Here is a 23178-nt window from a genome sequence, read left to right as displayed (position 1 = left end):
CCAAATTCGCCGCAAATTTAACGCACCCAAAAAAACGTAAATCAGGCGCGCAGCATAGTCAAATTTACTCCGCCTTTCCCGCCGTCGCTTTATAGATACCGATTTCGTCTTGCAAAATTTTATATTTTTGAGCTAGCAGGCTGATCCAGCCTTCAAGCAGCGAATTTTGAGCCTCCAGATAGTTTTTTAGCTCGGTTTTGCCGTAGTCGTATTTGAGCTTATATATGTCGCTGATAGAGCTTAGATTTCGCAAATTTTCGTTTAAATTTCGCAAAACAGCCTCGTCTTTTTGCAGATTTTTATAGCCGGCGTCGATCTCGTTTAGCGCGGTCGTTAGCGTCTGTGCGTAGTTTAGCTTCATCGTTTCAAACTCAAGCTCGGAGATTTTTAGCTTTGATTTAAGCTTGGAGTAGTTTAAAAACGGCAAATTTATCGCGATATTTCCGCTTAAGAAATTTAGCTTAAGCCCCTCGCTCGCGCTATCGCCGCTACCGCTAAGACCTGCGCCTACCGTGATGCTTGGATAGAAGTTCTTTTCGCTAACCTTAACTCCTAAAAGCGCCTCTTTGATACGCGAGATCGCGGCTTGCAAATCAGGACGCGCGCCGATAACGTAAAGCGGCACGTTTAAATTTATGCCCTGCGGCTGGATATCGCTCAAATTTCCGCTCAAATTTAAATCAAACTCGGGCCTAACGTTTAGCAGATTTCTTAGCGTTTTTTCCGCCGCGTCAAGGCTCTTGCCAGCGTTTAAAATTCTATTTTTAGCCGAAATTACCGAGCTTTTGACCTGTTTTAGGCTTAGCTCTTCTTCTTTGCCAAGCTCAAATTTAGCCTTTATGATGGCTTCTAACTCTTCGTAGTTTTTTAGCGTTTTTTCATATAGGTTTATGCTCTCTTTTTGATATTTCGCTTCAAAATACGCATCCGCGACGGAGTTAATGAGCGCGAGTCTGGCGGCCTCTAGGTCGTATTTTGTCGCATTTACCTCCCACATGGCGGCGTCTGCGGAGTTTGCGAGCTTGCGCCACAGATCGATCTCGTAGCTTAGCGAGATGCCGCTTTTATAGCTCTCATTCCAGCTGCCGCCCGTTTTTATATTTTTCCCCGTTTCCGCGCCCAAATTTGCGTTAAAGCTAGGCACGAGATCAGCCTGCAAGACGCCTGCTTGAGCTAGGGCTTTATTTACCGCGACGGCCGATTTTGCCAGATCTATATTATTTTTTAGCGCGAGGCCGATTAGCTCGTTTAGGCGCGCTTCGCCGTAGCCCGTCCACCACTCGCGGTTTATTTTTATATCGGCGCTTGCGTCCTCTTTTAGCAAAATTTGCTCGTAGTTTTCGTTTATCTGCGTTACCGCGCAGCCGCCGAGCAAAAAGGCGGCTAGGATTATGGAGATTTTTTTCATTTTATTCCCTTGTTAGAGCGTCGATCGGATTTAGCTTTGAGGCGCTGCGAGCGGGCATGTAGCCAAATATCACGCCTATCGCGCTAGAAACCGCAAGCGCGACCACGATAGAGGTCTGCGAAAATATCATCTTTATATCGGGCGCGAAATTTTCCGTTAGATAGCCGATACCAAAGGCCGTTCCGACGCCGATGAGTCCGCCGATGAGGCATAGCAGCACCGCCTCGATCAAAAACTGCTCGAGGATATTTCCCTGACGCGCGCCGATCGCCATCCTGATGCCAATCTCTTTGGTGCGCTCGGTTACGGAAACTAGCATGATGTTCATCACGCCGATACCGCCCACTAGTAGCGAGATAAAAGCGATACAAGAGATCAGCAGCGTCATAGTCCTCGTAGTCTCCTCGATCGTCTTTTTGATCGTATCGGAGTTTCTGGTGAAAAAGTCCTTTTTGCCGTGCTTTGCGGTTAAAATTTCCGTTAGACTCTGCTCTGCGATCTGCGCGTTTACGCTGTCTTTTACCTTAACCGTGATAGATGACAGGTGCCTATCGCCGGTTAGTTTGTTTATGACCGCGGTATAGGTAGAAAACGTGCGCAGAGTGCTGGAGTCTGCGAACATATTGTCGTTTTTAGCTACTACGCCGATGATTCTAAATGGGCGTTTGTTAAAAAGCACGGTCTTGCCCAGCGGATCTTCGCCTGCAAAAAACTGCTCCCTGGTGGGCTGATCTATCACGATCACGGACGCCGACTCTGCGACCTCTTGGGCTGTAAATACCCGCCCGGCCTCAACCTTGTAGCCCATCACGTTTAGGCTCTCCTCGCTGCCGCCCCTGATCGTAGCCGAGGCTGACTTGTTGCCGTAGGTGAGCGTGCCGCTAGCGGAGGCGTTTGGCGTGACGCTATCTAGATAGTCTTGCTTAGATAGCATTGCCGCGTCGCTCACGGTTAGGTTTTTCACTCGCTCCGAGCGCATATCGCCAAAACCCTTGCCGTTTAGGATATCGATCGTGTTTGTACCGATACCGCGGATATCGGAGAGTATCTGCTCCTGCGAGCCCTGCCCTAGCGCTACGACGCAGATGACCGAAGTGATGCCGATGATGATGCCAAGCATCGTTAGCACCGAGCGAAGTTTGTGGCTAAGGATCGCGTTTATCGACATTTTAAAGCTCTCGATAAACTGATCTTTGTAAAAGCTAAAGATATTTTTACGCTTTGGGCTAGGTTTTTCGGAGGCGAAAATTTCCTCGCTTTTTACCGTATCGCTCAAAATTTTACCGTCTTTTATCTCGATGACGCGGTTTGCGTATGCGGCGATATTTGGGTCGTGCGTGACGATGATGATGGTGTGGCCTTGCTTGTGCAAATTAGTTAAAATTTCCATCACCATGAGGCCGCTTTTGCTATCTAGCGCACCCGTCGGCTCGTCTGCTAGGATGATCTCGCCGCCGTTTATGAGCGCTCTAGCGATCGAGACTCGCTGCTGCTGTCCGCCGCTAAGTTTGCTAGGCAAATTTTGCAGCTTTTCGCCAAGACCGAGCCCCTCTAAAAGCTCGCCGGCCTTTTTCTCTCGCTCTTTTTTAGAAACGCCCGCATACACGCTAGGCAAAGCCACGTTTTGCAGCGTAGTTAGGGTAGATAAAAGGTTATAGCGCTGAAATATAAAGCCGAATTTTTCTCTGCGTAAACGCGCCAGCTCGTCGCCTTCAAATTTAGATATGTCGCGCTCTTCTAGCAGATACTGCCCGCCGCTTGGATTATCTAGGCAGCCAAGGATATTCATTAGCGTAGATTTACCCGAGCCGCTTTGACCGATGATAGCGATAAACTCGCCCTTTTTTATGGTTAAATTTACGTCCTTTAGCGCGTCAAATACGTTATCGCCGAGTTTAAATTTCTTGCTTAAATTTTTAAGTTCTATCAAATTTTTCAAGACTTAGCCTTAGAACTTCATTCTTCTTTTTTCTTTTTCGAGCATTTCGCTGATTTCAGCCGCCGAGTTTTGCTTCGTTACGACCTCCTCGCCCTCCTCTACTCCGCTTAAAATTTGAGTTTTTAGGCTATCGATTAGTCCCGTTTGCACCTCTCTTCGCTCGGCCGTTTCCAGTCCGTTCTCGTCTCTTTTTAGCACGTAGACTACGCTTTTGCCCTCTTCGTTTTTGACCGCTATTGAGGGCACTATGACGGCGTCTTTAGCGCTATCTAGGATGACGGTGTTTTGCGTAGTCATACCGATCCTTAGCGTGCCGTCAGGATTATCTACCACGGCCTTAGCGTAGTAGTAGATCGCCGAGCTGCTAGAGCTTGAGGTAGTAGAGCCCGAGCTTGAGGTAGTTTTGTATTTGCCGTTACTTAGCGTGGTTAGACCGGGATCAATCGAACTTATCCGAGCGTAAAATTTACGATTCGGCTCGGATAGTATCGAGTATTCGACTTTTGAGCCGACTTTGATTTTAGTTATGTCGCCCTCGGCGATCTCCATTTTTAGTAGCACTTTGCTTAGATCGGCGATATTTACGATAGTTGGCGTAGTTTGGTTTGAGTTTACTGTTTGCCCCTCTTCTACCTGCACGGAGACCACGACGCCGTCTTTTGGAGCCGTGATTTTAGTGTAGCCAAGATCGATCTGAGCGGTGTTTAAAGAGATTTTAGCCTGCGCGACTTGCGCCTCGATCTCTTTTAGCGAGGCTTCATTTGCGGCTAGGGTATTTTTGGCGTTTTCAAACTCCTCTTTTGAGGTTGCGTTTTTAGCAAAAAGCTCTTGCTCGCGCTTAAATTTGGTCTTTGAGATTTCAAGCGCGACTTTGGCCGAATTTAACTTCGCTTCGTAAATCCCAAGCTGGGCTTTTTTGGTATCTACGTTATTTTGCTGAGTCGCGGAGTCGATTTCTGCTATCATATCGCCGGCTTTTACGACGTCGCCGAGCTTTACGTAGAGCTTTTTGATCTGGCCGCCTACCTGCGCGCCTACGTCGATTAGCTCGGTAGCGTAGATTTCGCCGTTACTCTCGATGCTTTTTACGAGCTCGCCGCGAACGGCTTTTGAGGTGATAAACTGATCGACTTGCGGGACGTTAAAATTTTTATCGTAAAAGTAGTAACCCGCCCCCGCCAGTACGGCGAAAACCGCGATAAATTTGATAAGTTTTTTCATTATTTCTCACTTTTTTAAATTTAACGCGAGATTATATACAAAAATGCGTTAAGGCGATGTTAAGTAATTCAATTAAATTTTATTTTTCTTTAATGCGAGCCGCCGTATAATCGGTTTTTTGAAATTTATAACTCGGATTACGCAAATGTTTACGCAATTATTATCCATTTTTATCATTATCGCTTCCGGTTACGGGGCGAAAAAATTTAAAGTCTTCGAGCAAAAAAACGCCTCCGTATTCATAAACTACGCGCTTTGTTTCGCTCTTCCGGCGCTGATTTTCGATAAAATTTACCACGTAAACATCGACACCACGCTTATCAACGTCATCGCCACGGGTTTTGCCTGTTCGATGCTGGGCGCTGCGGCGATATTTTTCGCGTGCAAATTTTTAAAATTTAACAAAGCCACGACCGTGAGCGCCGTACTGTTAGGAATGTTTGGAAATACCGTATTTATGGGTATGCCTATCATCAAGGGCTTTTTCGGCGAGGACGCGATGAACGAAGTTATCTTTTACGATCAGCTAGCCACCTCGATCCCGATTAGCATTTTTGGGCCTTTTATCCTGGCTTTTGGCGCTCCGGCAAAGGTTTCGCTCGTGCAAAACGTTATGAAAGTGATCAAATTTCCCCCATTCGTCGCGCTTATTTTGGGCTTTTTGCTTCGCGGCGTTCCGCTTCCAAAGGTGCTATTTGACGCGCTTACGCTTTTTGCGCAAAGCGTCGTTCCCGTCGCTCTTTTTGCGATCGGCATCGGACTTGGATTTCGCAGTATCAGGAGTTGCTATAAATCAACCGCAGTGGTAATCGCAGGCAAGATGTTGCTAGCGCCTTTTATTTTTATATTAGTCACGATAGTTTTTGGCGTAAATTTCGGTCAAATTTGGATGATCGGTATCCTGCAGTGCGCCATGCCGCCGATGGTGCTAGCAAGCGCGATGATCATGAAAGCTGAGCTTGATAGCCAGCTAGCAGTCGCCGCCGTGGCCGTGGGAGTGGCGTTTAGCTTTATTAGCCTGCCGCTTTTATCGTACGTTTTTAGTTTGATGGCATAAATTCACGCTCGTTTCACGTTTCTTGGCTAAACTTCCATCATAAATTTTCTTAAAGGAGATGCTATGAAAAAGTTAGCTTTAGTTGCGCTTAGCGCGTTGTTCGTTACAGGTTCTATCTTTGCCACCGAGATGAAAGGCGATATGATGGAGAAAAAAGATACCATGATGGAAAAGAAGGACACCATGATGGAGAAAAAAGACGATATGATGATAAAAAAGGACGAAATGAAGGGCGATATGAAAGAGATGAAAGACGATATGGGTAAAAAGAAAGACGATATGAAAGATATGAAAAAGGATAAGATGTAATGACGCAAATTTTGCTCGTAGAGGACGATGAGACGCTAAGCGAACTCATCAGCGAGTATCTGAGCGAACAAGGCTACGACGTGACCGTTCGCGCCGATGCTAAAGCAGCTCTAGATACCGCCTACGAGCGAAATTTTGATATCCTCATCCTCGACGTCAAGCTGCCTAAAGGCGACGGTTTCTCCCTTTTGCGCGAACTTAGGCGGCTTGGCGACGACACGCCTGCGATCTTTACCACCTCGCTAAACGCGCTGCAAGACCTAGAGATCGGCTACAAAAGCGGCTGCGACGACTACCTAAAAAAGCCGTACGAGCTAAAAGAGCTTTTGCTTCGTATTCAAATTTTAATCAAGCGCAAATTTTCTCACGTAAATGACGAATTTATCGAGCTTAACGACGGATATAAATTTTATCCAAGCTCCAAAACGCTCCGGCAAAACGGACAAATCGTAAACCTCTCAAACAAAGAAAGCGAGCTTTTAGCACTATTTTTGGAAAATAAAAACGCGCTACTGAGTAAAGAGACGATATTTGAGAAAATTTGGAACTACGGCGAGGAGCCCAGCGAGCTGAGCCTGCGGGTTTACGTCAAAAACTTACGCCGCATTTTAGGCAAGGACGCGATCATAAATAGGCGCGGCGACGGCTATATCTATGTCTGAGCGCTCCGCCGTTATAGCAAAAATCCTCTCGCTTTATCTCATCACTAGCACCCTATTTTTGGGGTATTTTTTTACGAACGACTATAAAATGAAAAAAGAAGCCCTCATCTCAAACGAGGTAAAAAATCTAAAAGAGATCAAGATGGGTATCTACATGAAAGCGCGCATGTACGGGCTTGGCGCAGTAAAAAGCTTTACCGCCGAAAAAGACGTCAAAGCCTGCATCGTAGCTAAAAGCGGTCAAATTTTATACGGCGAGGCGGGCTGCGCTAAATTTGACGACGCCCAGAGTAGCACGGTCGTATCAGACGGCAAGGTGACGATATTTGAGACTTTGCAAAATATGGACGAAGGCGGCGCGGACGAGCTAGCGACGGCAAAAATCGCGCTAAGCGGTAAGAATGTCGCGAGCGAGCTAAATTTGCTTCGACTGCGTACGGCGCTGAATTTGCTTATCGTTTTAGGCGTCATCATGATAATCGCCTTTTATCTAGCAAAGACCGCGCTAGCGCCGCTTCACGCCAAGATCGCCGCGCTAAATCGCTTCATAAAAGACTCCACGCACGAGCTAAACGCACCCCTTAGCGTGATACTAATGAGCATCGAAACGGCGGATAAAAGCAGCTTAAGCGAGCGCAATCTAAAACGCATAAACAACATCCAAACCGCCGCCAAAACGCTAAGCCGTACCTATGAGGACCTCACGTATTTATCCTTTGGCGCCTCACGCTCCGTACCAAAAGAGGATCTAAATTTGAAAGATATTTTAAACGAGCGACTCGAATTTTTTGCTCCGTTTTTTGCTAAACGGGGGCTTGATTTAAGGCTAAATTTAAAAGACGCTCTCATAAATGCAAACGGCTATGAGCTAAAACGTGCGGTGGATAACCTACTAAGCAACGCCGTAAAATACGCAAACCAAGGCGGCTACGTCGCGGTTAGTTTGCAAGACGGCGAGCTAAAAATCTCAAATAGTGGCGAGGGGCTAAGCAAAGAGCAGCAAGATAAAATTTTCGAGCGATACACGCGGTTTAACGAAGACCAAGGCGGTTTTGGAATAGGGCTAAATTTAGTCAAAAGAGCCTGCGAAAACAATGCTATCGCCGTAACCTGCGAGAGCGAATCCGGCAAAGAAACTACCTTTACGCTTAGGTGGACTCATTAAATTTGACGATTTTAAGGATGCATATTTGGCTAGATAAAATTTGCGAAAAAGCCAGCCGTAAAAACAGCCTAGCTTTAGCCACAAATTTTACCCAAGCAACCAAATTTGCTAAATTTTAAAATTTTCTATCTCGTTAAAATTTAGATACCGATAAATTTGTGCCTCTTTGCCCGCAAGCTTTTGGGGCACTATGCTCATGTATTCTGAGACGCTAGGCAGCCTGCCCAGCACGGCGCAAACGGCCGCTAGCTCGGCGCTGCCTAGATACACGCGCGCGCCCATGCCCATACGGTTATCAAAATTTCTCGTCGAGGTCGAAAACACGGTCGCGCCGTCATTTACGCGGGCTTGGTTGCCCATGCAAAGTGAGCAGCCGGGCACCTCCGTGCGAGCGCCCACAGCGCGAAAGATATCGTAGTAGCCTTCCTTTTTGAGCAGGGCCTGATCCATCTTGGTAGGCGGCGCGATCCAAAGTCTGGTCGGCAGCATGCCGAGCCCCCGCAGAGCCTCGCCCAGCGCACGGTAGTGGCCGATATTGGTCATACAACTACCCACAAACACCTCGTCGATCTTATGCGGGCGCGAGCTACTAGCCAAAATTTCGCTCAGAGTCGCAACGTCGTCGGGGTCGTTCGGGCAGGCTAGGATGGGCTCTTTTATCTCGTCCAAATTTATCTCGATCACCTCGGCGTAGCGCGCGTTTTTATCGGCTCGCAGCAAGCTAGGCGCCGCTAGCCACTCGCGCATTTTCGCCGCACGGCGCTCCAGGCTCGCCCTACTCTCATACCCCGCTTCTATCATCGCCTCGATGAGAGCGACGTTTGAGCGGACGTATTCGGCGACGCTCTGCTGGCTCAAATTTACCGCGCAGGCCGCCGCAGAGCGCTCGGCCGAGGCGTCGCTTAGCTCAAAGGCCTGCTCGACTTTTAGATTTTCCAGCCCCTCGATCTCTAAAATTTTACCCGCAAATACGTTTTTCTTGCCCTTCTTTTCGACCGTGAGCAGCCCGCGCTTGATCGCGTAGTATGGGATCGCATTTACCAGATCGCGCAGCGTCACGCCCTTTTGTAGTCGCCCGCTAAATCGCACGAGCACAGAGCCTGGCATATTTAGCGGCATAGCTCCAGACACCGCCGCAAACGCGACTAGTCCGCTACCCGCAGGAAAGCTCACGCCGATAGGAAACCGCGTATGAGAGTCTCCGCCAGTGCCCACGGTATCAGGTAGCACCATGCGGTTTAGCCACGAGTGTATGACGCCGTCGCCGGGCCTTAGGCTCACTCCGCCGCGCGAGCTCATAAATTTAGGCAGCGTCCTTTGCGTTTCAAGGTCGCTAGGTTTTGGATAGGCCGCCGTGTGACAAAAGCTCTGCAGCACGAAATCTGCCGAAAACCCAAGACTAGCTAGCTCCTTGATCTCGTCGCGCGTCATCGGTCCCGTAGTGTCCTGCGAGCCTACGGTGAGAGTTGCCGGTTCGCAGTACTGCCCGGCTCTAACGCCCCCCACGCCGCAGGCCTTGCCGACGATCTTTTGAGCTAGCGTGTAGCCCTCGCTCTCATCCGTTTGCGGCTGCGCGGGCCTCGCAAATATATCCTCCGCGCCCAAATTTAGCGCCGCTCTAGCCTTAGCGCAAAGCGAGCGGCCGATGATGAGCGGTATGCGCCCGCCCGCTCTGATCTCGTCAAATATCGTGTTTGGCGAAAGTGTAAAACGAGCGACCGGCTCGCCTTGGGGCTTGGCATTTTCGTTTAAATTTTCAAATTTAGCTTCGCCGCAAATTTGAACCGCGTCAAATTTACCCTCGGCGCTCAAATTTACCCGCCCGACGCGTAATATCTCGCCCTCATACGGGTAGATATCCACGACGTCGCCCGTCTCTAGCGCGCTCGCGTCGGCCACGATCGGTAGCGCACCGCTATCCTCGGCGGTGTTGAAAAATATCGGCGCAATAGCCGTGCCTATCACGATGCCGCCCGTTTTTTTGTTCGGCACGCCCTCTATCTCGCGCCCGAGGTGCCACTGGATGGAGTTTATGCCGCTCTTTCGGCTACTGCCCGTGCCCACGACGTCGCCCGCGTAGACGACTTCTAGCCCGCTTTTTTTAAGCTTGCGGATTATTTCTAGGCTGCCGGGCTGACGCTTAACGAGCATCGCGTTTGCGTGCAGCGGGATGTCTGAGCGCGTGTAGGCCTCACTAGCGGGACTTAGATCGTCGGTGTTGGTTTCGCCGGCGACCTTAAATATGACCGCTCTGATACGCCTAGGCAGGCTCTCGCGCGCCCTAAACCACTCCGCTTCCGCCCACGAGCGCAAGACTTCAAGCGCAAATTTATTGCTTTTAGCAAGCTGCGCTACGTCGTTAAAATAATCATGCACGAAAATCGTCTCTTTTAGCACGTTACAGGCGGCCTGTGCTACGACCTCGTCGCCGTTTTTTAGGCTCTCAAGCAGCACGATGACGCTGTATCCGCCAAGCATCGGTCGCAGCAAATTTACGGCGGTTATTTTGTCAAGACCGCTTATCTCAAGCCCGTGATTTATAATCTCGTTTAAAAACTCCGCCTTTACCTTCGCCGCGTCGTCTACGCCCGGATTTACGCGATTTGCGAGTAAATTTACGAGCCGCTTTACTCTCTTTTGATTTTCGTCTAGCCTTGCAGCTATAATCGCTTCGCCTTCGCCGTCCAGCTCCATCGGCGGCACGCGACCTGAGAGCAAGCCTAGATACTCCCTCTCGTGCGTGCTTTCGAGCTTTAAAAGCTCGCAAACCTTCCTCGTTTGTTCCTCGTTTAGCGGTAGCGGCGGCACGCCTAGGGCCTCGCGCTCTTTTACATGCTTTTCGTATTCGGTAAAAAAATCCATCGTTTTTCCTTAATCCATTTTTTAAACGATACGATTTTAGCGAAAAACAGATAATAATATAAACTAAATTTCGCTAAATTTGCGTTACTTGATACCAAAGGAGTAAATTTTGCAAAAAGCTTATTTTAACTCGCCTATCGGCGTTTTGGAGATTTGCGGCGACGAGAGCGGTGTTTGCGAGATAAATTTCGTACGAGATTTTGTCCGCACTGACGTAACGGACGCAAATTTAAAGCTCTGTTTAAGCGAGCTTGAGAGGTATTTTAAAGGCGAGCTTAAAACCTTTAAAACGCGGCTAAATATCGGCGGCACGGCGTTTCAAAGGTGCGTTTACGAAAATCTGCAAAAGATACCGTATGGCGAGTGCGTCACGTACGCCCAGCTGGCAGCGATGACTGGGCGACCGAGGGCGTTTCGCGCGGCAGGCTCGGCAAACGCAAAAAACAAAATCCCCATCATCGTGCCCTGCCACAGAGTCGTCGCCTCAAACGGCCTTGGCGGATACAGCGGCGGCGAAGGGCTGGCGACTAAAATTTGGCTTTTGGAGCATGAAGCGAAATTTAAAGATAAGATCTAACGTCTTTTAAATTTGATGGTGCAAATTTGTCCAGACAAGCGCAAATTTGATCGCTTAGTTTCAGTTAAGCTCAAGCCTGACTACACGAAGTGCGGCACCGTTTTTAGTCGGCAAAACGCGAGATAAATTTGCCGACTAAACCTAGCAAATTTACCAAAATCTAAATCTAGCAAGCAAATAAACTCAGCCCGTTTCAAAACTCAAATTTAAACACAAAGTTGCCGATAAATTTGAGGCAAAAATCTATCTGCAAAAAGGCAAATTTGGCTCAAAACCACGTCGCTTTGGCTTTTTGCGCCGTCTTGCCAGGCAGCAAAAATTTTAAAAATAGCAAAATTTATCGCCCAAAACCCCGCTCAAAAACAACAGCCAAAAACATCTCTTAAGCCGGCGCAAACCGCTAAATTTTATTATTTTTACCCTTGGCTTGCGCGAGATCTCTACGATTTAAAAACCATACTATAAACAGAAAAAAAGGCAGCTATTTTTAAGCATGCATAGATCGAATCCATGCGTCTCTGTGGCGTTTGCAGTTCATATTCGTAGCTATATTTGACGTAAACCTTGCCCGCATCGTCTTCTAGCTGCAAAATTCTATTTCCTAGCGGCACTACCTTGCTATATATAACCGCCCTCTTTTTTATGAGCGGTCTATACGACTCGTCATCTCTGCTATCTATGTAGTATGACACCGCCGAGCCGTCATCCAGCCTTAGTTTTAGCTTCCCGTCGCCCTTTAGACCGTAGCTTGCAGACTCCACCGTCCCTACGTTTTTCGTTAGTTCGTTTAGCGGTTTAAAATCGCTATAAAAAATCATATCCTTGATAGTAAACAGGATCAAAGTAAGACACAAACCGACCAAAACCATCAAAAATGCCGAAAAGATACTTCTTAAGGCAGAGCCGTTACCGTAAAATCCCCTTTTTATAAAAACTACATATAAATATGAGTTTTTGATTTTTTCTTTAAATTTCTCCGAATTTAATTCCCGTTACTTGATGCTATTTATCCGCAAAAACCAGCGTAAACACGCCGCTAGCGATCAGTGCGATACCGATCCACTCTCTAAAGCTCGGGCGCTCGCCCAAAAATATAACCGCAAAAACAACGACCAAAACGACGCTAAGCTTATCTACGGGCGCTACCTGCGACGCGGAGCCTATCTGAAGCGCCTTAAAATACGCCAGCCAAGACGCGCCGGTCGCAAGTCCGCTAAGCGTTAAAAATACCCAGTTTCGCGCGCCAAGCTCGCCAAGAGGCTGCCACTTTTTAGCATAGGTTAGAAACAAAATCAGCGCCGCAGTGATAACGAGAGTCCTGATAAAGGTCGCGAAATCTGAGTCGATACCCTCAAGCCCAACCTTGGCGAAAATCGCCGTAAGCGCGGCAAAAACCGCCGAAGCTAGCGCCCATAAAGCCCACTCTTGCATGATTTATCCTTTGCGAAATTATAGTCAAATTTTACGGCAAATTTAGCTCAAAAGGGTACAAATTTAAAATAAAAAATAAGAGAAAGCTGCAAAGCGATTAAAATTTATACTGGTTTTGCTGACATCTTAATGCTGCAAATTTGAACCAAAAATCACCTTAAACCTCAGCGCCGACTTCCTTAAATTTATCCACGAAAAAGGCGATTTTTTCAAACGCTTCTTGCTTTGCGCTTAGATATTTTGGATTTAGAGGGCTCATTTTAGGCAAACTTTCATTTAAATCGGTTCCGTTTGGGCTTGCGTATCCGCGTTTTAACGATACGCTAATATATCTTTTTGCCGCATTTTCGTTTAAATTTAACGAGCTAATCAGTTCTTTTACTTCGCGCAACATCTCACCTTTTGCAAATTTAAAAAATGCCTCAACTACGCCAGCTCTATCTTTTAACTCGTCCAGATCGGTATTATTTATAAAGTCCACTATCAATCCCTCTTTAGAGCGGTTTTCTAGGCTAGCGCGAATGATCCTGCGGATCTCTTCGGTAAGCGCGATCTTATCCTTAATCTTTTTATTGTGCTCGAATATTAACCCCAAAATGTAGTCTAAATTTATCTCCTGCGACCTTAATAAGTCAATCTCAAAAACTACGTCGTCCCAGTCTATCTTTTGCGCCTCTTTGCGTTCGCCGGCTCTTTCTTTTCTTAGCCAGTCTCTTATGTCGTTGTAGGTAGAGCGGTAGTCTTGGAGCGCTCGCATGCTAGGCACTTTTATGCTTTGCATCTCCTGCAAGTCCTCTTCGCTTAGATAAAATTTTTCTTTAAATTCGCGCACAGCATTCTCGTCGTCCAAATTTACCCCTTGCAAAGCCTGCAACGCTGCAAATTCATCATAATTTTGCAGAGCATTTTCTACGCGAAGATACTCGCCAAAAAGCTTAACAAAATCCTTTTTATCCTTTTGCGTTTCTATCGCGCTAGGATCTGCGAAGCGCGTCTCAAGCTCACTCGTAACTTCTAGAAAACCTCGTCTAGCCTCGCCGGTAGCGGCATCGGTAAAGCCCTGCATATATTCTTTATAGCTCTTTTCTAGTATCACGTTTTTGGTGCTATTTTTACCAAAAAGCGTGATGGCATCGATCGTAGCTTGCTGCAAGTCTCTAAAAGTCACGATATTGCCGAAGGTCTTAGTGGCATCTAGGATTCTATTTGTACGAGAAAACGCCTGTATCAAACCGTGATAACGTAAATTTTTATCCACAAATAACGTATTTAAGGTAGGTGCATCAAATCCTGTTAAAAACATACCCACGACTACAAGCAGATCGATCTCTTGCTTCTTCATACGCTCGCTTAAGTCGCGATAATAATCCTGAAACGACCTACCCTCGATGCTAAAATTCGTCCTAAAATAGGCGTTATAATCTTTTATAGCCACATTTAAAAATTCTTTTGAGCTCATATCCATCGTCTCGGGTTCAAAATTTTCGTCCGCTATCTCGCCAACAACGCCTTGCTCTTCGTTTTGCGAAAATGAAAAAATCGTCGCTACTTTCAGCGGTCGCTCTTTGTCTTTTTGCAAATTTTTAAACGCCTCGTAGTATAGCTTCGCGGCCTCGATAGAGCTTACCGCAAACATAGCGTTAAAGCCTTTGCCACTTGCGTTTAGGCGGTGCGTTTTTTGTTTGAAACGATCCAGGATATACTGCGAAATCTCTTTTATACGATCGGGGTGCAAAAATGCCTCTTTACTCTCCGCAGCGCTTAGTTTTAGCTCGTCTTTTTCAGTCTCAAATTCTCTAAATTTAGGCCTTACGTCGTTATAATCAACCTTAAATTTAAGCACTTTTTCATCCCTTACGGCATCGGTTAATATATACGAGTGAAGCTCGCTTCCAAATACGCTTTGCGTCGTCTCCGCTCCTAGCGCATTTTGCGGAAATATCGGCGTACCAGTAAAACCGAACTGAAAAAATCGCTTAAATTTTTTCTTTAAATTTTTCTGTGCCTCGCCAAACTGCGAGCGATGGCACTCGTCAAATATAAAAACGACCTCCTTTTGATATACCGCCAGCTCGCTTTCGCTTTTCATCAGATTATTTAGCTTTTGTATGGTCGTTACGATTATTTTGCCGTCGTCCTTTTCCGTGTTTCGTTTTAGTTCGGCGCAGCTTGCGGAGCCGTTTACGCTATCTTTTGAAAATTTTTGATACTCCTTCATCGTCTGATAGTCTAGATCTTTACGATCTACTACGAAAAAGACCTTATCTATAAAATCAAGCCCCGTAGCGAGCCTCGCTGCCTTAAAGCTGGTTAGCGTTTTGCCTGATCCCGTCGTATGCCAGACATATCCGCCGCCATCCGGCTTTGCGTAGCATTTGCCAAGATGCGAGCTGTTTATCTTCCACAGTATGCGCTCGGTCGCTGCGATCTGATACGGGCGCATGATTAGCAAGGTATCGCTCGCATCAAATACGCAGTATTTTATCAGTATGCTTAAAAGCGTATTTTTGGCTAAAAAAGTCGCGGTGAAATCCTTTATGTCTTTGATGGGATAATTTTTAGAATCCGCCCAATTAATAGTAAAGTCAAAACTATTCTTGTCGCGCTTTGTGGTATTTGCAAAGTACCGCGTATCCGTGCCGTTTGAGATAACGAAAATTTGCAGGTATTTAAATAGCGAATTTGACGCATTAAAGCTCTCTTTGGCATAGCGGTGTATTTGATTGAACGCTTCTCTTATCGCCACGCCACGCTTTTTTAGTTCGATTTGCACGAGCGGCAGGCCGTTTACTAGGATAGTAACGTCGTATCTATTTGCGTGCGCGCCCGTCTGCTCAAATTGATTAATGACTTGCACGCTATTTCGCGCGATATTTTTCTTGTCCAGTAAATATATATTTTGTATATGCCCATCATCAAAAACAAAATCATAAATGTGATTATCTTGGATTTTGCGAGTCTTTTCATTTACGCCGTCGTTTGGCGCATCAAGATATTCGCCAAGCAGCCTAGTCCACTCAGAAGGAGTAAATTTAACCTCGTTTAGGCTTTCCAGTCGCTGCTTTAAATTTTCCAGTAGCTTTGCGGGCGAGTTTATATCTTTTGCATATTCGTAGCCTTGTGCGACTAGGTCGTTTATCAGCTCGCGCTCCATATCCGCTTCACTCTGATAAGTTGACGGCTGGATTATCTTTTCATATTCGTCCAGGACGATAAATTTTGGAGATTCTACTATCGGTTTAGTTTGTGTCATTTGTTTTCCTTTGCTAGTTGCTATTAAAATGATACATGGAGTTAATTTCCTGCATTAAAAATTTTAGCACCCTTTTGTCATTATCAGTTGGCTCAGTACTTTCTTCAGCAGAATGCTTAGAATGGCTTGAAATATTAATCAATCTTGATTCATATGGCCTTGAATCACCGCCAGTGGTATCAGGCAAGAGATCGCCCCAACTTTTATACCCAAGGAAAGTAGAGGTTTTTTCCAAAATATTTCTTAGAAAATTAAAATGGTACTTCTTGATTTGATTATTCTCAATGGCTTTTTCTATCTCGGCTTTTAAATACAGATGATAAGCAAAGGGCGAATCGTTTTCTTGTTCTTCTAAAACATATACCCCGTCTTCATTATTTTTTAAAACAAATTTATAGGCTTTTAGTCCATTGTACAAAACATTATAAAATAGAGGATTATGCGTAGTAATGATAAATTTTATATCAGATTCGCTCCCCTTTATTCTCTCAGCTAAATTCACAGCTATTTCTATTAGATTGTTCTCGTCCAGTGAACTAACTGGGTCGTCTATAAAAATATATTTTAGATCATCAAATTCGTGAGTTGATCGGTTGTCTACTTCAGCAATATTTAATTCATCTATTACTTGTTTTATTAATACATAAAAAATACTCCAAACAAAAATACTTTCTTCTCCTTTTGAAATTTTAATATTATCTTCGGAGGCATTGTCATCTATAAAAGAAAAAGAAACTTCTGAAAAACTTGCATCAAATCTAGGTTCAAGCTTTTTGCCTGCATAAAACTGAAAAGTATCAATAACTTCCCTATCTAATCCTTGTTCTTCAAATATCCATCTAGTAAAAGAATTTGACTGTATCTTTAATTTCGGCTCAGTATCATTATTCCAATAAAATAAATCCTGCGTAAAGGCATTGTAATAAATAATTTTCTTTTTATCGGAGTAGTCGTTTTCGTCAGTTCTTGGTTCTATTAAATTTTTAAATTCTACAGATAAGCGGGTCTTGCCCGTACCATTAAAAGCATAAATTAATTGTGCTTTTTTATTCAAATTTTTAAGCTTATTTGCTATTTCGTTAAGAGAGCCAGCAAACACTACTATATCTCCTTTTCAATTTCTGTAAAATTTAATAGCTTTTCCCTGTAATACTCATACTGCTTGCGCCTTAGCTCTATCTCGTGCGGCAGACCTTCGCTTATGGAGTTTACGAGCGTATCAAATTTGTCTAAAATTTCGACGATTTTACACTTGGTTTCGATGGACAATACTGGAATTTTAAAATTTTCAGTTATAGATAATGAAATTTGCGGAAGAGCTCCCATACTTGTTGAAGCTCTCCTAAAATAATCTACATTATTCTTTAGATAATAATATAAAAATTTAACGCTAATCTCATTCTCTGATGCATAACCCCACATTTCATTTTTAAAAGTAAAAGGTTTATCGTAATAAATAAAATCAATAACACCTCTAGATTGAACTATTACTGAGGGTACTCTTGTGATGTTTGGGTTTAAAATTTTATCCTCGGTTGTATCTATAACCGTTTTGCCGCCAGCGAAAATGCGAATATCTCCATCAATTACCTCAATATCTCTCATTTTATTTGCTGTTATAGGAGTTCCTCTTATTCTACTAAAAGCTTTTCCAAGTTCTTCAAATTTGACACTATTATCAAAGTTCAAAAGATAGTTATGGTAAAATTCATATTGCTTTTTCCTAGCTGTAAGCTCTGCTGTAAGCTCTGCTGTAAGCTCTGCTGTAAGCAGCGTGAAACAATCCAAAATACGGACTATTTCACGCTGAACTTCCAGGGGAGGTACAGGAATTTTAACTTTATCAATATCGCTTTTGTTGAGCGCAGGAATACTTCCTCTAGCAACCAAAATATCCATATTTTTCTTTTCAATCGACTTTAAAAAATAGAATATAAATTTAGTTAAAACATACTCCTCGTCTTTTGAAGTATAAGGATAGCATAATCCACCAGCCCAAAATTTACAATCAATAAATTTTACAAAACCCGCATATTCGCCTCGTGAGGCAATTGTAAAAGCATTGGCTTCATTATTGTACTTATCATAAAAGCCGTAGTAATCCCTACTTGAATTAACAACGGGATATGCTCCTTTGTCCACTAAATCTTCTTGTTTAAGCGTGCCTTTTGCTAAACTCTTGCAAATAACTCCAAGTTCATCAAATTTTACCCCTTCAGAGTAAAATTCATTTATCAAATCAAAAATTTTACTCATTTCTTGCCTTTGTTTTTTAGCTTTAAATTTATACTTTTGACGGCGTTTATATATTCTTTCTCGACCGGAGTTAGGTTGTTTTGTCGGTATTTTGCATATTCGGTGTCAACTTTTTTCATAGCCTCGCTATGGCTTACCGAGCCGGCATTTTGCAAAACACCTTTGCCGTAAAGGCTAAATTTATCCAGCTCGCTTACCCAATCTTTCATATACATCGGCTCGCGCTCGTGCGCCTTCATCTCGGCAAGATCGAAAAACGCCGAAACCAAGCGGTTTAATCTAAAAATCTCATCCTCGCTTAGGTAATTTTTCGCCGTTTTAGCCTCGTTTAGCGTCGGCGTTTGGCCTTTAAAATTCGTAAGCCCCATAAATTCTTTATCGCCGTTTACTCTACTAAAAATAATCTCGGAGGCGGTTTGCTCGCTAACGGCGTAATGAAGCTTGTTTTGAACTATTTTAAAAAATTTAATACTCTCGTCGCTTTTTGGATCGTAGTCATAGCTAGTGGCGTAAAGGTCGAGTACTTGGCGATATATCGCTTTTTCGCTACTACGGATATCGCGAATGCGTTCAATCAACTCTTTGAAATAATCGCCGCCGCCCGTGCTTTTTAAGCGTTCGTCGTCAAGTACAAAACCTTTTTTTATATATTCTCCTAAGCACTGCGTCGCCCACTGACGAAACTGCGTACCGCGAGATGAACGAACGCGGTAACCTACGGCTATAATCAAAGGCAAAGGATAATAAGCCATTTTACGCTTTATATTGCGCCCGCCTTCATTTTGAACTGTCAACTGAAAGTTGACAGTTGCTTTTTCATCTATCTCATTTTCTAAAAAAATAGCCTTTATATGCTTGCTAATATTTTGTTTAGTCGTCTGATAAAGTTCCGCGATTTCAAGTTGCGTCAGCCAAAGCTGTTCATCAAATTTTTGCAAAGAAAATTTTGACTTGCCGTCGCTTGCCGTGTAAATAATAGCTTTCATATTTCGCCGCCCGAATTTATTTCCGCAACGATTTCGTCGATTTGTTCGCGTAAATTTGAAATTTTGGCTACCGTTTGTTTTATTTGCAAATTTAACTCGTCTATATTAATAACCTCGCGCGTATCTTTTGCCTCGACGTAAGAGCTTACGGCTAGATTATAGTCGTTTTGGGCTATTTTTTCATTATCTACGAGTGCACATACATGGGCAATATCTTCTTTTTTAACAAAAATTTCTATTATTTTCGCAATGTGTTCGTCTGTCAAAATGTTTGTTTTTTTATCGTAAAGATCGCTAGCGTCAATAAACTGCGTTTTAGTCTCTGTTTTATGTTTTGAAAGAACAAGGATATTAACAGCTATCGGAGTGCCGTAGAAAAGATTTGGCGCGAGCGCGATGACGGTCTCAACGAAATTTTCTTTTACGAGATATTCGCGGATCTTTTTTTCCGCACCGCCTCTATAAAAAATACCCGGAAAACTAACTATCGCGGCCCTACCTTTTGCCGAAAGATAGCTAAGCGCGTGCAAGATAAAGGCAAAATCCGCCTTGCTTTTAGGGGCTAGCACGCCGGCAGGCGCAAATCTATGGTCATTTATCAACGTCGGATCGTCGCTACCGATCCAGTTGATAGAGTACGGAGGATTTGAAACGATAGCATCAAAAGGTCTGTCATCTTGAAGCTTCGGGTCTAGTAGCGTATCGCCAAGCTCTATGTGAAATTTAGAGTAGTTAACGTTGTGTAAAAACATATTCATACGCGCTAGATTGTATGTCGTGTGATTTATCTCCTGACCGAAAAATCCATCCTCAACCTCATGTTTGTCAAAACGCTTTTTAGCCTGCAAAAGTAGCGAGCCCGAGCCGCATGCTGGATCATAAATTTTATTTACGCGCTCTTGTCCGTGCATAGCAAGCGCGGCGATGAGCTTTGAGACATTTTGCGGAGTGAAAAATTCACCGCCGGATTTGCCTGCATTTGCGGCATATTTTGAAATGAGGAACTCGTACGCATCGCCAAAAAGATCGATATGATTGTCCTTAAAATCGCCAAAATCAAGTTCGGCCACACCTTTTAAAACCGCTGCGAGTCGCCTATTTTTCTCGGCAACGCTGTTTCCTAACCGGTTGCTCGTAGTATCAAAATCAGCAAAAAGCCCCTTTATGTCCTGCTCCGACTCATATCCAGCCGCAGAACCTTCGATACTTTTAAAAATTTGATCTAAATCAGTATTTAAATTTGCATTATTGTCGGCATTTTTTAATACATTTTTAAATAGCTGACTAGGGTAGATAAAATATCCCTTCGTCACAATGGTATCATGCTTTATCGCTTCAAGCTCCGGTGAATCGTCAGGCAAGCTTGCATAGTCAAAATCATCATCGTCGCCCTCTATGTAATCCGTAAAATTCTCGCTGATAAATCTGTAAAATAGCGTACCAAGGACGTATTGTTTAAAGTCCCAGCCGTCAACAGCACCTCTTACTTCATTTGCAATACTCCAAATTTGGTTTTGCAAGGCCTTGCGCTGCGTCTCTTCACTCATTTTTTACTCCTGAGTTTTTAATGCTTATTTTAACCATAAAATGATAATTTTTTAATTATACGAAGGTTTTTGTAGTATTAAATTTTTGTTTTAGAAAAACAGTAAAATTTATTTGGAATGTAATTTTATAAACTAGCTTTTGTTTTAAATTTAAATAAATAGAATTAAAAGTAGGCATAAAAAACGAGAGATCAAATTTAGTAGCGCCTCGCAGCCAAAATAAAAGGAGTCAAATCAAAACGGCAAGCCAAATTTATCCAAACTTGCCGTTTTGATGGAGTTGATTAAAATTTCTTTTTCCTAACGTCTTCTACGATAGCTTTTGCCATGTTGTCCACTTCGCTAGTTACCCTGCTCGTGGCGTTGGCTATATTAACGTTTTGTTTAGTGAGCTCATCGACCTGGGCAATGCTTTGATTTATCATATTTATAGCTTCGCTTTGCTCTTTGATGTTTTCGCTCATCTCGTTGATCCCTTGAGCCAGGACGTTTGTGTTGGCTTCGATTTCGCCGAGACTCTTTTGAGTGCGTTCGGCAAGCTTTCTAACCTCATCGGCCACGACGGCAAAGCCGCGTCCGTGCTCGCCTGCGCGCGCCGCCTCGATGGCTGCATTAAGTGCTAGCAAATTCGTCTGATCGGCGATGTCGCGGATGATCACGATGATATGCTTGATCTCATCGCTTTGCCTAATGACGTCGACGGTTTTTTGACTAATAGCGTTCATCGAGCTACTCATCTGCTCTACGGCTGCGGCGCTTTCTTGGAGAGAATTTGACTGCGTGCTAGCGCCCTGAGCTACTTGCTTCATGGATTCGTCTAGCATATGGACTTTTTCTTCTAAAATTTGAGCTTTTTCTAGGTTAAACGCGAGCATACCGGCTATCTCTTCGCCAAGTTCGTTCGTAACGAGCTCGACGTCGCCTTTGGCGTCTGCGATCCTTGACGTGAAATCAGATTTTCTAAAATCGTTAAAAGCTTTTTGGATCACGTTTAGATCGCTACCGACTTTGTGCTCCAAAACATCTAGCATTTTATTTAAAACGTCTTTTAGCTCGACTAGTTTCGGATTGGCCGGGTTGTCGGTTATCCTAGCTCTTAAATTTCCGTTTTCTATCTGTTTTGCAGCCTCTACGGACTGAGATACCGCTCTAGCGTCTTGGCTGGCGTTGTCGCAAATTTTAGCTATATTGTCGTTTATTAGCTTGCTCATTACGCCAAATTCGTCTTTTGTGTTTACTTTTGAGACGACAGGCTCTTTTGTCTCAAAATTTAAAAATTTAAAGAAGCTAATCAAAGCGCTAGTGATCGTATTGATCGGGCTAAGTGATCTTTTGAGCAAGAAATGTACGATTGCCGATAAAACGACTATAAATATAGCAGCCAAGATAAGCTGAATCTTTAAGATAGGCAATGTATGCGAGGTAAAGATATTTTGATCCATCGCCGTTACAGCAAGCCAGCCTTTATCGTTTAGCTCCAGCATATAGGCGTAAACGTCCTCGTTTTTATTGTTTTTATACGCTACCAGTCCGTTTTCATCAAATTTCTTTTCTTGGTATTGCTTGATGAGGCTTTTGGCTATATCATGAGGTTTGCCGACTAGATCTTTGTCTGGGTGTATGATGATATTGCCGTTTTTATCGACGACGAAAGCGTAACTGTATTCGGTTTTGCTGATTTGAGATATGTTATCGCTTAGCGCCTCGATAGATGCGTCTATACCGGTCACTCCGACGTTTTTGATAGGCGCGGCAAATGTTATAACCATCGCATTTAATGAAGCGGCCATATATGGATCGGTATAGGTCGGCCTGCCTTCGGCTTTAGCTTGCTTGTACCAGCCTCTTACCCTCGGATCGTATCCTGCTTTGTTTTGGCCGTTTGATCTAAACATAGCACCGTCCTCATATCCGGCATAAATGAGAGATATTTCTTTTCCGGATACGGCTTTTGCCTGAGATAAAGCGAAATTTATACCGTCCGCGTTTCTTTCGCCGTCGCTTTTTTCGGCTATTTTAGCTAGGCTCTCGGCCATCTTTTCTATGGCGTATTGATTGCTCTCAAAAAAGTTAGTCAACATGACTTTAACGTCTTTTAAAATTTGCTTTTGAGTTTGAATCACTAGGTCTATGGTTTTGTCGTGAGCCGTATTGTAGCTAGCTAAAGATATCGCAGAAAACGATATAAAAAGCGCCAGGATGAGCATCAACGATATTTTATTCGCGATTGAGCGCATTTACTTTCCCCTTTTTATAAAATTTAAAGGCGCGATTTTATAACTTTTCGTATTAAATAATACTATTTTTAAAATTATAAATTAGATATTAAATAATAATTTAAGGTTTTGATTTTTTATTTTATCTGGGTTAAATCAGCAGCAAGAGCCAAATTTAGGGGGCCAAACCCCCTAAATTTGACATTCTAAATTTAAAATTTATTTTTCCTAACGTCCGCGACGATATTTTTAGCCATATCGTCGATCTGCAAGGTGATATCGTTTGTGG

17 protein-coding genes and 1 pseudogene are annotated in these 23178 nt (G+C 44.0%); 5 read left to right on the top strand and 13 right to left on the bottom strand.

The features are described from left to right. Positions 1-64: 64 nt before the first annotated feature. From ACTTJF_RS06475 to ACTTJF_RS06465, 3 genes are read right to left on the bottom strand one after another with little or no spacing between them, the layout of a single operon-like run. Complete coding sequence (locus tag ACTTJF_RS06475) at positions 65-1408, bottom strand: TolC family protein (protein ID WP_442551260.1); 1344 nt, start codon at positions 1406-1408, stop codon at positions 65-67. A gap of 1 nt (position 1409) precedes the next feature. Then, positions 1410-3338: a MacB family efflux pump subunit gene (locus ACTTJF_RS06470; protein WP_442551279.1), complete on the bottom strand. Its 1929-nt coding sequence runs from the start codon at positions 3336-3338 to the stop codon at positions 1410-1412. 18 nt (positions 3339-3356) lie between these two features. After that, positions 3357-4568 (bottom strand): efflux RND transporter periplasmic adaptor subunit, encoded by a 1212-nt coding sequence (locus tag ACTTJF_RS06465; protein WP_442551259.1) that lies wholly within the window; start codon positions 4566-4568, stop codon positions 3357-3359. Positions 4569-4713: 145 nt separating this feature from the next. On the opposite strand from ACTTJF_RS06465, the gene ACTTJF_RS06460 reads away from it, so the two are divergent. The 4 genes from ACTTJF_RS06460 to ACTTJF_RS06445 all read left to right on the top strand — a co-directional run bounded on the left by ACTTJF_RS06460 (position 4714) and on the right by ACTTJF_RS06445 (position 7761). After that, the gene (locus ACTTJF_RS06460; protein WP_315015178.1) at positions 4714-5625 is read left to right on the top strand and encodes an AEC family transporter; all 912 of its coding nucleotides are present in this window, start codon (positions 4714-4716) and stop codon (positions 5623-5625) included. Positions 5626-5688: 63 nt separating this feature from the next. Further along, positions 5689-5934 (top strand): hypothetical protein, encoded by a 246-nt coding sequence (locus ACTTJF_RS06455; protein ID WP_442551258.1) that lies wholly within the window; start codon positions 5689-5691, stop codon positions 5932-5934. After that, a complete protein-coding gene (locus ACTTJF_RS06450; RefSeq protein WP_122862881.1) occupies positions 5934-6596 on the top strand; it encodes a response regulator transcription factor in 663 nt (220 codons plus the stop codon). The genes ACTTJF_RS06455 and ACTTJF_RS06450 overlap by 1 nt, the downstream gene beginning before the upstream one ends. Further along, entirely contained in the window at positions 6589-7761 is a 1173-nt protein-coding gene (locus tag ACTTJF_RS06445) for a sensor histidine kinase (RefSeq protein WP_442551257.1), read from the top strand. Before ACTTJF_RS06450 ends, ACTTJF_RS06445 begins: the two co-directional genes overlap by 8 nt. Positions 7762-7869: 108 nt before the next feature. Here the strand turns inward: ACTTJF_RS06445 and ACTTJF_RS06440 are convergent, their stop codons facing one another. After that, positions 7870-10623 (bottom strand): bifunctional aconitate hydratase 2/2-methylisocitrate dehydratase, encoded by a 2754-nt coding sequence (locus ACTTJF_RS06440; RefSeq protein WP_442551256.1) that lies wholly within the window; start codon positions 10621-10623, stop codon positions 7870-7872. Between the two features lie 109 nt (positions 10624-10732). On the opposite strand from ACTTJF_RS06440, the gene ACTTJF_RS06435 reads away from it, so the two are divergent. Then, positions 10733-11200, top strand: coding sequence for a methylated-DNA--[protein]-cysteine S-methyltransferase (locus ACTTJF_RS06435; RefSeq protein ID WP_442551255.1), 468 nt, complete (start codon positions 10733-10735; stop codon positions 11198-11200). Positions 11201-11640: 440 nt separating this feature from the next. On the opposite strand, the gene ACTTJF_RS06430 is transcribed toward ACTTJF_RS06435, so the two are convergent. The 9 genes and pseudogenes from ACTTJF_RS06430 to ACTTJF_RS06390 form a co-directional block, all read right to left on the bottom strand. Beyond that, on the bottom strand, positions 11641-12018 hold the full coding sequence (locus tag ACTTJF_RS06430) for a hypothetical protein (protein WP_442551254.1): 378 nt from the start codon (positions 12016-12018) through the stop codon (positions 11641-11643). Positions 12019-12202: 184 nt separating this feature from the next. Continuing rightward, a complete protein-coding gene (locus ACTTJF_RS06425; RefSeq protein WP_442551253.1) occupies positions 12203-12631 on the bottom strand; it encodes an EamA family transporter in 429 nt (142 codons plus the stop codon). 157 nt (positions 12632-12788) lie between these two features. After that, positions 12789-15884 (bottom strand): type I restriction endonuclease subunit R, encoded by a 3096-nt coding sequence (locus tag ACTTJF_RS06420; RefSeq protein ID WP_442551252.1) that lies wholly within the window; start codon positions 15882-15884, stop codon positions 12789-12791. 13 nt (positions 15885-15897) lie between these two features. Then, on the bottom strand, positions 15898-16983 hold the full coding sequence (locus tag ACTTJF_RS06415; RefSeq protein ID WP_442551251.1) for an AAA family ATPase: 1086 nt from the start codon (positions 16981-16983) through the stop codon (positions 15898-15900). 2 nt (positions 16984-16985) lie between these two features. After that, positions 16986-18140 (bottom strand): restriction endonuclease subunit S, encoded by a 1155-nt coding sequence (locus ACTTJF_RS06410; RefSeq protein WP_442551250.1) that lies wholly within the window; start codon positions 18138-18140, stop codon positions 16986-16988. Beyond that, the gene (locus tag ACTTJF_RS06405) at positions 18137-19126 is read right to left on the bottom strand and encodes a virulence RhuM family protein (protein ID WP_442551249.1); all 990 of its coding nucleotides are present in this window, start codon (positions 19124-19126) and stop codon (positions 18137-18139) included. The genes ACTTJF_RS06410 and ACTTJF_RS06405 overlap by 4 nt, the downstream gene beginning before the upstream one ends. After that, positions 19123-20673, bottom strand: a complete 1551-nt coding sequence (locus ACTTJF_RS06400; protein ID WP_442551248.1) for a type I restriction-modification system subunit M — start codon at positions 20671-20673, stop codon at positions 19123-19125. The genes ACTTJF_RS06405 and ACTTJF_RS06400 overlap by 4 nt, the downstream gene beginning before the upstream one ends. Before the next feature lie 284 nt (positions 20674-20957). Then, positions 20958-21482: a methyl-accepting chemotaxis protein gene (locus ACTTJF_RS06395; RefSeq protein WP_390886754.1), complete on the bottom strand. Its 525-nt coding sequence runs from the start codon at positions 21480-21482 to the stop codon at positions 20958-20960. 654 nt (positions 21483-22136) lie between these two features. Next, positions 22137-22880, bottom strand: a pseudogene (locus tag ACTTJF_RS06390) (cache domain-containing protein); the annotation flags it as partial. Positions 22881-23178 lie beyond the last annotated feature (298 nt).

The organism is Campylobacter sp. (assembly GCF_052170435.1).
GTDB lineage: Bacteria > Campylobacterota > Campylobacteria > Campylobacterales > Campylobacteraceae > Campylobacter_A.
Note: the sequence above shows the minus strand (reverse complement) of the source record. Positions and strands in the feature narration are given on the sequence as shown.